This is a genomic window from Bradyrhizobium sp. WSM1253 (assembly GCF_000244935.1).
Lineage (GTDB): Bacteria > Pseudomonadota > Alphaproteobacteria > Rhizobiales > Xanthobacteraceae > Bradyrhizobium > Bradyrhizobium canariense.
The window spans coordinates 2,089,726-2,101,378 of record NZ_JH600073.1 but is presented as its reverse complement, the minus strand read 5'-3'; the positions used below and the strand labels follow the sequence as shown (position 1 = coordinate 2,101,378).

Sequence of the window (11,653 nt, the reverse complement as noted above, 5' to 3'; positions counted from 1 at the left end):
CGATGCCGGCGCGCAAAAAATGAATTTTGCTACCATCGAATTGCGCGCCGGAGTTTGCGAAGGTGCCGCCGTCTCAGGTGAGACGGAGCAAGTTCGATTCATGACGGATGCATTGCTGCTTTCCAGGCCCGCCGATGCGACAGCTGCGCCTGCGGCCGGTCGCACGGGACCTTTCCCCCGTGCCGGCGAACCCGTGGCGACAGTGGTCGCCGACATTACGCGTCCGTCGGAGATGTCGGGATCGGGTGTGCGCGCCCTGACATGGCGCTCCTTCGTTCTACCCTGGCTTTTGCCATTCGGCTTGCTCCTGGTCTGGCAATTCCTCTCGGCGACCGGGATTGTGTCCACGGCGATCGTGCCGGCGCCATCCGACATTTGGGATGCCGCACGGCAGCTTGCCGCGCGTGGCGAATTGCAGCACGACATCCTTGTCAGCCTTCGCCGGGTTGCCATCGGCTTCAGCATTGGCGCCGTCGGAGGGCTGCTGTTCGGCTTGGCCGTCGGGCTGTTCGAGCCGCTGCACGATCTGTTCGATCGCTCGCTGCAGATGATCCGGACCATTCCGCACCTGGCGCTGGTGCCGCTGATGATCCTCTGGTTCGGTATCGGGGAGGAGCCGCGGCTAATTCTCGTGGCGATGGGTTCGTTCTTCCCGGTTTACATCAATACGGTCGGGGGCGTCCGCAACGTCGATCCCAAACTTGTCGAACTCGGAAAGTCCTACGGCCTCGGTCGCGCCGAGCTGATTTGGTCGATCATTCTGCCGGCAGCGCTGCAGCCGATCCTGGTCGGCATGCGTTATGCGCTCGGCGTGGCCTGGCTCACTCTTGTCGTGGGTGAAACCATCGCGTCGCGGGACGGGGTTGGATATCTCGTGCAGAACGCCCGTGAGCTGCTGCGCATCGACATCATCGTGCTGGCCATCGTGCTTTACGCGATCGCAGGCTGGCTGTCGGATCTCGTCACGCGTTTGATCGAGCGGCGGCTGCTGCGCTGGCATCCGAACTATGCGGATCGGGTGAAGGCATGAGCGGGGCCAGCGTCAGCCTGCGTTCGGTCGGCAAATCCTACGCCGGCCGCACCGTCTTGCACGGCGTCGATCTCGACATCGCTGCCGGTCAGTTTGTCTCGATCATCGGACCGAGCGGGGCCGGCAAGTCGACGCTTCTGCGCCTCGTCGCAGGGCTGGACGCGCCATCGTGCGGTCGCATCGAGCTTCGTGCGACGGGACACAAGGCGGACGTGCGTCTGATGTTCCAGGAAGACCGTCTGCTGCCGTGGCGGAGCGTCCTCGGCAATGTGCTGCTGGGCGTCAAGGGCAGGAAGCAGGACGCGGGGCGGATCCTCGACGCGGTCGGGTTGCAAGGGCGCGAAAGCGAATTTCCGATCGGGCTGTCGGGCGGCCAGCGTCAGCGCGTGGCGCTGGCGAGGGCGCTGATCCACGAACCGGATTTGTTGCTGCTCGACGAGCCGTTCGGCGCGCTCGACGCCATCACCCGGGCTGCGATGCAGTTACTGCTGGAGCAACTGCTCGCCGCGCGTCCGCGCACCGTCGTGCTGGTGACGCACGACGTCGAGGAAGCCTTGTTGCTTTCCGATCGCGTGCTCCTGGTCAAGGACGGGGGCGTCGCGCGCGACCTGATCTTCGATCAGCCGCGTCCCCGGCATCGCGGCGATCCGGCGCTGGCGAACCTTAAGGAAGAACTGCTCGACGGGCTGCTGACGGCCGAGCGCGACTTGGCTGCCGTTGCATGAATGGACAAAAGGATGACGACATGACTTTGAATGGCTCGACCAGTAATCGCGTTGGTATCTCTCGCCGAACGGTGTTGTCGGTCGGCACGGGATTTGCCTCGGCGTCCGCAGGTTTTGGTGGGGCGTCGCGCGCTCTGGCGGCTGACCCGGCACCGTCGCAACTGACCGTCGCGGTCATCGGAGACGGCCGTACCGGCGTCTGGGCATCGCTGCGGGCAGGCGTGGGTGGCCGCAATCTCGAGCAGGAGCTCGGCACCAAGATCGTCTGGCAACCCGGCTTCACTGCATCGCTTCCGGTGATGGAGGCGATCAAGGCAGGCTCCGTCGATTTCACGTTTGCAACCGCAACCGCGGTTGTGAACGCCGTTCCGGCGCGCGTTCCCATCGTACCGCTTGCGGCCTATCCCTTGCCGGCCGATGAGGTCGATTTCCTGGTGCAGGCCAACTCGTCGATCAAGACAGCGGCCGATCTGAAAGGTAAGAAGATCGCCCACCAGAACGGTACCACGGGCACCTACAGCCTGATCAAATATCTGGAGACTGCCGGCTTGCGATTGTCTGACGTTCAGGCCGTCAGCTTGAGCGGTGCGGATGCGTTCACGGCCTTCGCGCAAGGAAGCATCGACGGCTGGATTCACTGGCAGCCGGCCACGGCCCTGGCGCTGACAAAGCTCGGCGGCAAGTCCCGTCTGCTGCCTGACGTGAAGACCTACGACTACGCCTTCTACGTCGCGCGCAGTGACGTCGCCTTGGAATATCCGCAGCTCTTCGCCAAGTTCGTGAAGATCATCCGGGAGACACAAGCCTACATTTTCGCGCACCCGGCCGAGTCCGTTGCGCTGTGGGCCTCGCAGGGCGGCTTTCCGCCGAACGGGACCGAGCAGGCCGTCTACGAGAAACTTGTCCGCGATGCCAGGCTGTCGGAGTCGACCGCGGTTGCGCTCAAGCCGATCGATGATGCGGCGGCAGCGTCGGCCCAGGATCTCGCCGACAATTTCCACGCGCTCGGCGTGCTGCCGAATAAGGTCGACGATCATTCCTGCTCGGCACCCAGTTCGACCCGGCGAAGAAGGCCGTTGCGCTGGAGCTCGGCGCGTAAGCGGCCACACGAAAACACGAGAGAAACATCATGAGCAGTCAGACCGCCGAAACGGTGTCGATCACCTCTGCCACGCTTGGCCACTTCGGCCGCTATTTGCTTAGTGCAAGGACGAACCATTTCATCTCGGACCAGCGCGTCGCCGTCGGCGGTCCCGGCGAAGCGATCAACGCCGGCGAATTGCTGCTGTCCTCGCTCGGCAGCTGCTCGCTTGGACTGATTCAGAAGACGGCGAAAGAGCAGGGGATTCGGCTGCATGAGGCCGGATCCGAAGTTTCGTTCCGGCGTCACGCGACCGATCCTACGCAGTACGAATGGATACGGATCGTCGTGCGCCTGTCCGGCGTCACGGCGGGCGAGGCTGAGAGGCTTGTTACCGGTTTCACCGCCAACTGCCCGATCTACAACACGCTGAAGCGCGGCGGTCCCGTCGAGATCTCCTGGACTGTGAGCTGATGCATGCCTGACAAGAAGCTCCACCTTGCCGCCTTTGTCTCCGCAGGTCCCGTCTCCGGAAGTCACGCCGGATGGCGGCATCCGGAAGCCGACGGCGACCTGCTGTCCGCTGCCTACTATCAGAACATCGGGCGGTTGCTGGAGCAGGGGCGGTTCGATCTTCTTTTCATCGCGGACATCCTTGCGATCCCGGACACGCTGGGCGGCAGCGTTGACAGCCAGCTCCGCTATGGTGCGCTGGGCGCGCTGCGGCTCGATCCGCTAGTGGTGCTCTCGATCATCGCGGGCGCGACAAAGCATCTTGGTCTCGGCGCGACCATTTCGACAACCTACGCCCAACCCTATGTCCTGGCGCGCGCGCTCGCGACGCTCGATCACCTCAGCGGCGGTCGCGCCGCCTGGAACATAGTCACCTCGTTTCAGGAGGCAGAGGCTCGCAATTTCGGCCTGACTGAGCAGCTCTCACGCGAGGGGCGCTACGAACGCGCCGACGAGTTTCTCGAGGTCGTGACCAAGCTGTGGGATTCGTGGGAGGATGGTGCGTTGGTCCGCGATCGCCAAGCGCCGCTGTTCGCTGATCCTGCGCGGGTGCACCGGATCGACCATTCCGGCAAATGGTTCAATGTGCGCGGGCCCCTCAATGTCAGCCGGCCGCCGCAAGGACGCCCGGTCTTCATCCAGGCCGGTGCTTCGGATCGCGGACGCGACTTCGCCGCGCGATGGGCCGAGATCATCTTCGTGACGCCAGGCCTGATCGACGTCGCTGTCGAATTCCGCAACGACCTGCGCGCTCGCGCGGTGCGTTTCGGTCGCGACCCCAATACGATCAAGGTGCTGCCCGGCATTGTCCCTGTTATCGGTGACACGGACAAACAGGCCGAGGCGCTGCACGACCAGCTCCACGAATTATCGCATCCGGAGTCCGGCCTCTCGACATTATCCTATCATCTCGGCGTCGATCTCTCGCGCTTCCCACAGGATCAGGTCCTGCCCGAGAATCTCGATGTCCCCGGTGTCGAAGGGCACTACCGCGAGGTCTCCGAATTGACGCGGCGCTCGGGCTTGAGCCTCGCCGAGCTGGGGCAGCGTTACGGTGCGGGGCGAACCACCAGCGGATTTGCCGGCACGCCTGGTACGGTGGCCGATCGCATGCAGGAGTGGTTCGAGGCCGGCGCCTGCGACGGCTTCATGTTGCAGGTCCCATATCTTCCGGGCGGTTTAGAGAAATTGGTCGAGGGGCTCGTGCCGGAGCTGCAACGCAGCGGCCTGTTCCGAACCGAGTACGACGGTTCGACCCTGCGTGACTTGCTGGGATTGCCGCGCCCGGCGAGCTGAGGTCGCTTTGGCCGTCATAACCGTGCGACGAATGCCCATTTCCAGTCGGTCAAACCCAGGTGTGTGACTACTAAGTCGTTGATTGTTCTGAACTCGCAGCTGACTCTTAATCATCCGTTTTAACGGGATATTCAGATGCTTACGCCAAGGCGCTTGCATGCCTGATAGCGCGCGCCATGCCTAAGCCAATCTGGAGGGCAGGTGCGTTGCTTGATTGATCGTTAGCTGCCCCATTTCCATTTGGAAACAGTCGCCAACCTACTGAAATTACTGGAGCGTGTTTTTATCAGTTTTTCCAAATGCGCCTTGAAATCACAATATAATCAAGCGGGTTTTGATTCCGCCATTCGGAGGTTCGATCCCTCCCGCCCCAGCCAGCGCTTAGCTCGCGGCGCTTACTCGGTCGCTTCCATGTGGTTTTGGTCCACGACCCGCAGCGTCCGCCGCACCATGCCCTCGACAATGACCGTCGATTCGCTTGGACGCAGATGGATCGCCGTGGACCTGAGCAGCCATGGCAACACCGACTGCTCGAGCCGCTCTTCATAGGCGTGGCGCATCATGTCGAATGCCATCAGGCCTGGACCCGCCAGGATGACATGGTGTGGGCGCAGCACCGATATCGTTGCGGCGACCGCCTCGGCGAGGGCGCGACCTGCCTGCAGGAACAGCTGCTCGAGACGTGGATCGCCGCCCAGCGCACGCTCGCGCAACAGAGCCATCTGTCCTTCGGACGGCTGCTGCGAGTCCGCCGGCGGCAGATCGAGAAAGGTGCGGGCGTCGCGGTAGAGCGCATAATCGGCAAGATAAGCCTCGATGCAGCCGCGCTGGCCGCAGCGGCATTGCGGGCCGTCCGGCGCCAGCTTGACATGGCCGATCTCGCTGCCGGCGCCCCAGCGTGCTTCACCATCGGCAACGACGCCCATCCCGATGCCGTGACCGACCATGATCGTGGCCGAGAGGCCTTGCGCCAATGCCGGTTCGGCGGACGTGAGGGCGAGCGCGACCGCGACAGCGTCGTTCGCCATCACGACCTCGACCCCGAACGCCTGACGTATCGGCGTCGCCAGATCGACTTCGGTGATCGACAGCGCGGGACTCCACAGCGTCGTGCCGGTGTCGACGTTCACGATGCCTTGCAGCGCAATCCCGATTCCCAATAGCCGATGGCGCGGCGTCGCCGTCGCATCGAGCAGCGCATTGATCTGCGCGATCACGAGATCGCGCAGCGCGCCTGCATCGAGCGCGCGCGTCGACAGTGCAAGTCGCGACTGCGCCACGCCGGAGCCCCGGAAATCCGCGATCAGCGTCTCGATCAGGTTCATACGCACGGAGATCGCGACGATGCGCCCGAACTCCGGGTTCAAGGTCAGCAGCACGGCCGGCCGGCCGCGGCGACGGCCATTCGGCCCGTCCGCATCCTCTTCGTCGGGATCGTCGGACCATGCGGTTGCCGCTGTCTCGGTCTCGCACAGCATCTCTTCCGCGATCAGCCGCGACGTCAGGCCTGAAACGGCCGGGAAGCTCAATCCCGTGTTCCGGGCGAGCTCCACACGCGGCAACGGCCCTTGGCGTCGCAAGACTTCGACCAGGCGGCCACGGTTCGAGCCGCGGGCCACGGTTGAAACGCGTCTCGGCGGCTCAGTCCGGTCAACCATGTTGCCCCTTTAATTCTGTTGGTGAATTTAATATGCGCGCGGTGCAGTACTGTGGCGTAAAAAGCACATTCGGAAAACGTCTTTGGGCGCCATGTTTACTAATATCGTACCTTATGTACTATTTATGCTTGAATAAGACGCTCGTACATCCTGATCTTGACACTTTACGCTGCGTCATTTCTTCGCGGCGTAAATAAAATAAGGGCGCAAAAGCGCTGTGAAGCCCCGGAGTGGGTGAACAAAGGGAGATACACATGAACGGATCAATCAAGAAATTGATAGTGCCGCTGCTCGCGACCGCCGCCGCGCTCGCGATGGCCACGGGGATGGCGCAGGCTCAGCAGAAAAAGACCATTGCGCTGGTCACCAATGCCGCGGCCGATTTCTGGACCATCGCGGGCCGTGGGCTCGAGAAGGCTCAGAAGGAGCACCCGGAATACGACATCCAGTTGATCGTCACCAACGAGGCCACCGCGGCCGGCCAGCGGCGCGAGTTGGACGACCTGCTGGTGCGCGGCGTCGCCGGCATTTCCATCTCGGTGGATGATGCGCCGCACGCAACCGAAGAGCTCAACAAGGTTGCGGCCAAGACCGTGCTGATCACGACGGACAGCGACGCGCCGCAGAGCAATCGCCTTGCCTATATCGGCACCGACAACGTCGCGGCCGGACGCCAAGCAGGCGAGGAGATCAAGAAGGCGCTGCCGAACGGCGGCAAGATCGCGCTGTTCGTCGGCACGATGGATGCGGACAATGCCCGCGAGCGGGTGCAGGGTATCAAGGACGCGATCGCCGGCACCAAGGTCGAGCTGGTCGACGTGTTCACCGACCAGGTGGACTTCGCCAAGGCCAAGGCGAACATGGAGAACGTGCTCGTCAAATATCCCGACATCGCGCTGTTGTCCGGCCTTTGGAGCTACGAGACACCGCTGATCTACGACGCCGTCAAGGCGGCGGGCAAGGCCGGCAAGGTGAAGATCGTCGGCTTCGACGAGGACCAGCGCACGCTGCGGGGCGTTTCCGACGGCACGATCGAATCGACGGTGGTGCAGCAGCCCTACGAGTTCGGTTATCTCTCCGCCACCAACATCATCAAGACGCTGAACGGCGACAAGTCCTGGATCCCGGCGGGCGGCAAGCTGATCGTGCCGACCAAGGTAATCAGCAAGGCCAACGTCGCGGCATTCACCGCAGACATGAAGAACCTCCTCAAGAAGTGAGTATCAGGCGCCCGGCGGCACGTCCGCCGGGCGTCGTGCGGGAGGAAATGAATGGCGGAAATCCTGTTCGAACTCGCCGGGATCAGCAAATCCTATCCCGGGGTCATGGCCCTCGATGACGTCAGCCTGCGGGTGTACCGCGGCGAGGTGTTGGGCCTGATCGGCGAGAACGGCGCCGGCAAGTCGACGCTGATGCGCGTGCTCGGCGGCGTGATCGCGCCGAGCGAGGGTGTGATCCGCATCGGCGGTAACGACTACGCGCGGATAACGGTGAACGAGGCGACGCAGGCCGGCATCGCCTTCGTGCATCAGGAATTGAACCTGTTCGAGAATCTCGACGTCGCCGCGAACGTCTTCATCGGGCGCGAGAAGCTGATGGGCGGGCCGCTGAAGCTGGTGGACAGCGCGCAGATGCGCGCCCGCGTGACGCCGCTGCTGGAGCGGCTGGGTGCGGATTTCGCGCCGGATACGCTGGTCGAAGACCTGTCCATCGCCGAGCGTCAGATGGTGGAGATCGCCAAGGCGCTCTCGATCGACGCCCGCGTGATCATCATGGACGAGCCGACCTCCAGCCTGACGATTTCGGAGACGGAACGGCTGCTCGAGGTGATTGCCGACCTGAAGGCACACGGCATCTCGGTGATCTATATCTCCCACCGGCTCGGCGAGATCATGACCTGCGCCGACCGCGTCGTGGTGCTGCGCGACGGCCGCACGGTGGGAGAGCTGGCGCGGAACGAGCTAAGCCATGCCGCGATGATCCGGCTGATGATCGGCCGCGACCTGAAAGCGCTGCATACTCCGCCGAAATACCCGCCGCAGCCGGGCGGCTGCGACATCGTCGGCGTCGTGACATCGGCTTTTCCCGACCGGCAGGTTGATCTTTCCGTGCGGCATGGCGAGGTCCTGGGCCTGGCGGGGCTGGTAGGCGCCGGCCGCACCTCTCTTGCCCGCGCGGCCTTCGGGGTTGACCCGCTGCTGGGCGGCGAGATCAGGATCGACAGCGCGCCGATCGCAATCGCATCGCCGCGCGACGCGATCAGCCAAGGCATCTATCTGGTGCCGGAGGATCGCAAGAAATCCGGGCTCGTGCTGGAGCTGCCGATTCGCGAGAACATGACGCTGGCGAGCCTGTTGGATCATGCGCGGATGTGGCTGGTCAGCGGCGCGGCCGAACGCAAGGTCGCGAAAGAGCAGGTCAGGCGCCTCTCCATCAAGGCGCCGAGCATCGACATGGAGGTGGTGACGCTCTCCGGCGGCAACCAGCAGAAGGTCGTGCTCGGCAAATGGCTGTCCATGAAGCCGCGCGTGATGTTCTTCGACGAGCCCACTCGCGGCATCGATGTCGGTGCCAAGAGCGAGATCTACGCGCTGATGCGCGACCTCGCCGACCATGGCGTCGCGATCGTGATGATCTCGTCGGACATGGAGGAAGTCATCGGCGTCTCCGACCGGGTGGCGGTGATGCATGAAGGCAGCGTCAGCGGCGTGCTCGAGCGGGAGCAGTTCAGCGAATACAACGTATTGCGACTGGCCATGGGCCAGGCGCTGGAAACCGCGGAAGCGGCCGCGCCATGATCAGGAAAGAGCTCGGTCTGGGATTGCTGCTGGTGGTGATCGCCGCCATCACGGGCGCGATCAATCCCGCCTTCCTGTCGCTGGTGAACCTTTTGAATATGGCCAATCTGATCGGCCTGTTCGGTGTGTTCGCGCTCGGCGAGGGGCTCGTGATCATCACCGGCGGCATCGACCTGTCGCTCGGCTCGATGTTTGCGCTGCTCGGCGTCGTGTTCGTCGACCTTCTGACGACCTACGACGTGCCGTGGCCTCTGGCGCTGGCGGCCGTGCTGCTGGGCGGGCTGGTGCTTGGCGGCATCCAGGGGTTCCTGATCACCCGGCTGAAGATGCAGCCCTTCATCGTGACGCTGTGTGGGTTGCTGATCTATCGCGGCGCCGCCCGTTACTACACGAGCGATTCGACCCGCGGCTTCGGTTATGGCGACGAGGCGGCGACACTGAGCAACATCGCCTCGGGCAATGTGGCGGGAATCCCGAACACCTTCATCCTCCTGATCGTCCTTGCGCTGATCCTCGCTGTGCTGCTGCACCGCTCGGTCTACGGGCGCTGGCTTTATGCCGTCGGCAAGAACGAGGAGGCGGCGCGCTTCTCGGGCATCAGCACAAACGTCGTGATCGCAACCGCCTATATCATCAGCGGCGGGCTCGCCGGAGTTTCAACAGTCTTGTTCGTGTTCTACACGAACTCGGTCTCGCCGAGCTCCTTCGGCAATTTCTACGAGCTCTACGCGATTGCGGCCGCCGTCCTGGGCGGGTGCAGCCTGCGCGGCGGCGAGGGGTCTATTCTCGGTATCGTGCTGGGCACGGCGCTGCTGCAGGTGTTGCAGAACCTCGTGAACATCCTGGGCATTCCCAACTCGCTGAACTTCGCGGTGATGGGCACGGTCATTCTGATCGGCGTGTTGGCGGATCAGCAATTGCAGGCACGACGGCGCCGCAAGCTGGCGCTGGCCGGCCTCGCCCGTGCGGCGCCGAAATCGACATTGGCCGAGCAAGTCCAAGGCGCGTCACCGCGCCCCGCGGATGCATTGCCGGCGAGAACGGGTGATCGGGCATGACAGATCCACGCTCCAGTTGACACAAGGCCGCCTGGTCGGCGGCCGCTGGGGGAGGGAGCGCGTTCCAGGCTCGAGGGCTTTGGGCAGGGGCGTGAAGGCGAAACAAGCAAAGCCTGAGACGGCGGGAGGACGAGACAAATGTTGCGCAGGTTTATAAACACCGCAGGGGTGTGCGGTGTGGGGATTGCTTTCTCATCGCTGTTTTGCGGTGGAGTATATGCGGCCGATTTTTCGACGAAAGCTGCACCTGTTCCTTATGCGGCTGACGATTTCTGGACGAGACCGTATCTGTTCGGCGATCTCGGCAGGACCAGGCTGAAGGAGCAGGGCATCGATATCGGCCTGACGCTCGGTAACGAATCCGTCGGCAATCTCTCCGGTGGAAGCAGGAACACCGCAGCCAACGCCGGTCAGTTGTGGTTTGGCGCGAAGCTGGACATGGGGAAACTCGCCGGCATCCCCGGCGGCACCGTCGGTCTCACGCTGGTCGATCGCTTCGGCAAGAATCTGAATACCGAAGCGGACATTCCCGCCCTGCAGCTGACGAACGAAGTGTTCGGCCGCGGCAATATTCTGCGCCTGACGCAGCTCTACTACTCGCAGAAGCTTTTCGATGACCGCCTTGAACTCAAAGGCGGCCGTCTTCCGGTCGGCTCGGACTTCTTCTTCGGCCTGTGCGAGTTCATCAACCTGACCTTCTGCGGCGGCCAGCCCGGCAACATCCAGGGCGGCTACATCTACAATTGGCCGGTGAGCCAATGGGCCGGGGTCGTCCACTACAAGATCGCGCCGGAATTCACAGTGTCGGTCGGTGTCTACGACGCCAATCCGGGTTACCTGACGACGTCGGACCCAGGCGTCTACTTCTTGCCCGGCATTCCCGCCTCGAATCGCGCCAGTGGCGTGATGGTGCCGGTGGAATTGGTTTGGACGCCGAAGGGGCCCTTGACCGGGACCTGGAGACTTGGCGGCTGGTACGACAGCGCCTCGTCTATTGATGGCGGCCTTCCGGGTGTCATCAGCACCATCCCGGGCGTCGGTGGCGTGCCGGATCAAAATATCAGCGATCAACGCGGCCGCTTCGGCGTCTACGAGTCGATCCTGCAACGATTGACTGTTGACGGTCCCGGTGCGGTAGGCTGGTACACATTCCTCAACACGACCGTCGCCGATCACCGGACGTCGTTCCAGGATTACCAGATCGCCCTGGGCTTCCGGCATACCGGAACGTTCTCCTGGCGTCCCCAGGACGAAGTCGGCTTCGCGGTGGGCACGACCCACGTGAACACGGCGGCCCTCAGTCCCAACGCCGGCGGCAACGAAGTGCCGCTCGAGGTCTGGTACGGATGGCAGGCGACCGGCTGGCTGAACCTCAAGTTCGACGCCCAATATGTCATCAATCCCGGCGGGCGCGGCTATAACGCCGTGGGCGTGAAGACCGACAATGCCGTGGTTCTTGGTATGCGCACCGAGGTCCACTTCTGACGGGACGCT

10 protein-coding genes are annotated in these 11,653 nt (G+C 63.4%); 9 read left to right on the top strand and 1 reads right to left on the bottom strand.

Translation table 11 applies throughout. From position 1 onward, the window contains the following. The first annotated feature begins 100 nt into the window (after positions 1-100). Genes BRA1253DRAFT_RS11585 through BRA1253DRAFT_RS11565 form a run of 5 tightly spaced genes read left to right on the top strand, consistent with a single transcriptional unit; the run spans position 101 to position 4,645 of the window. Positions 101-1,030, top strand: a complete 930-nt coding sequence (locus tag BRA1253DRAFT_RS11585) for an ABC transporter permease (protein ID WP_007594207.1) — start codon at positions 101-103, stop codon at positions 1,028-1,030. A 56-nt stretch (positions 1,031-1,086) separates the two neighbouring features. Next, complete coding sequence (locus BRA1253DRAFT_RS11580; RefSeq protein ID WP_245285894.1) at positions 1,087-1,755, top strand: ABC transporter ATP-binding protein; 669 nt, start codon at positions 1,087-1,089, stop codon at positions 1,753-1,755. A 20-nt stretch (positions 1,756-1,775) separates the two neighbouring features. Next, the gene (locus BRA1253DRAFT_RS11575; protein WP_007594203.1) at positions 1,776-2,888 is read left to right on the top strand and encodes an ABC transporter substrate-binding protein; all 1,113 of its coding nucleotides are present in this window, start codon (positions 1,776-1,778) and stop codon (positions 2,886-2,888) included. Beyond that, on the top strand, positions 2,885-3,310 hold the full coding sequence (locus BRA1253DRAFT_RS11570) for an OsmC family protein (protein ID WP_007594201.1): 426 nt from the start codon (positions 2,885-2,887) through the stop codon (positions 3,308-3,310). The genes BRA1253DRAFT_RS11575 and BRA1253DRAFT_RS11570 overlap by 4 nt, the downstream gene beginning before the upstream one ends. 3 nt (positions 3,311-3,313) lie before the next feature. Next, entirely contained in the window at positions 3,314-4,645 is a 1,332-nt protein-coding gene (locus BRA1253DRAFT_RS11565) for an LLM class flavin-dependent oxidoreductase (RefSeq protein WP_007594193.1), read from the top strand. 395 nt (positions 4,646-5,040) lie between these two features. On the opposite strand, the gene BRA1253DRAFT_RS11560 is transcribed toward BRA1253DRAFT_RS11565, so the two are convergent. Then, positions 5,041-6,303: an ROK family protein gene (locus tag BRA1253DRAFT_RS11560; RefSeq protein WP_007594183.1), complete on the bottom strand. Its 1,263-nt coding sequence runs from the start codon at positions 6,301-6,303 to the stop codon at positions 5,041-5,043. Positions 6,304-6,557: 254 nt separating this feature from the next. On the opposite strand from BRA1253DRAFT_RS11560, the gene BRA1253DRAFT_RS11555 reads away from it, so the two are divergent. From BRA1253DRAFT_RS11555 to BRA1253DRAFT_RS11540, 4 genes are all read left to right on the top strand, one after another. Continuing rightward, positions 6,558-7,523: a sugar-binding protein gene (locus tag BRA1253DRAFT_RS11555; protein ID WP_007594182.1), complete on the top strand. Its 966-nt coding sequence runs from the start codon at positions 6,558-6,560 to the stop codon at positions 7,521-7,523. Between the two features lie 51 nt (positions 7,524-7,574). Beyond that, positions 7,575-9,101, top strand: a complete 1,527-nt coding sequence (locus BRA1253DRAFT_RS11550; RefSeq protein ID WP_007594181.1) for a sugar ABC transporter ATP-binding protein — start codon at positions 7,575-7,577, stop codon at positions 9,099-9,101. Then, on the top strand, positions 9,098-10,159 hold the full coding sequence (locus BRA1253DRAFT_RS11545; protein ID WP_007594180.1) for an ABC transporter permease: 1,062 nt from the start codon (positions 9,098-9,100) through the stop codon (positions 10,157-10,159). Before BRA1253DRAFT_RS11550 ends, BRA1253DRAFT_RS11545 begins: the two co-directional genes overlap by 4 nt. 138 nt (positions 10,160-10,297) lie before the next feature. Further along, a complete protein-coding gene (locus BRA1253DRAFT_RS11540; RefSeq protein ID WP_007594179.1) occupies positions 10,298-11,644 on the top strand; it encodes a carbohydrate porin in 1,347 nt (448 codons plus the stop codon). Positions 11,645-11,653: the final 9 nt, after the last annotated feature.

Bases quoted from the DNA above. Each gene is read 5' to 3' on its own strand.
- BRA1253DRAFT_RS11585 (WP_007594207.1), top strand. From the start codon at position 101: ATGACGGATGCATTGCTGCTTTCCAGGCCCGCCGATGCGACAGCTGCG.
- BRA1253DRAFT_RS11575 (WP_007594203.1), top strand. From the start codon at position 1,776: ATGACTTTGAATGGCTCGACCAGTAATCGCGTTGGTATCTCTCGCCGA.
- BRA1253DRAFT_RS11570 (WP_007594201.1), top strand. From the start codon at position 2,885: ATGAGCAGTCAGACCGCCGAAACGGTGTCGATCACCTCTGCCACGCTT.
- BRA1253DRAFT_RS11565 (WP_007594193.1), top strand. From the start codon at position 3,314: ATGCCTGACAAGAAGCTCCACCTTGCCGCCTTTGTCTCCGCAGGTCCC.
- BRA1253DRAFT_RS11560 (WP_007594183.1), bottom strand. From the start codon at position 6,303: ATGGTTGACCGGACTGAGCCGCCGAGACGCGTTTCAACCGTGGCCCGC.
- BRA1253DRAFT_RS11555 (WP_007594182.1), top strand. From the start codon at position 6,558: ATGAACGGATCAATCAAGAAATTGATAGTGCCGCTGCTCGCGACCGCC.
- BRA1253DRAFT_RS11550 (WP_007594181.1), top strand. From the start codon at position 7,575: ATGGCGGAAATCCTGTTCGAACTCGCCGGGATCAGCAAATCCTATCCC.
- BRA1253DRAFT_RS11545 (WP_007594180.1), top strand. From the start codon at position 9,098: ATGATCAGGAAAGAGCTCGGTCTGGGATTGCTGCTGGTGGTGATCGCC.
- BRA1253DRAFT_RS11540 (WP_007594179.1), top strand. From the start codon at position 10,298: ATGTTGCGCAGGTTTATAAACACCGCAGGGGTGTGCGGTGTGGGGATT.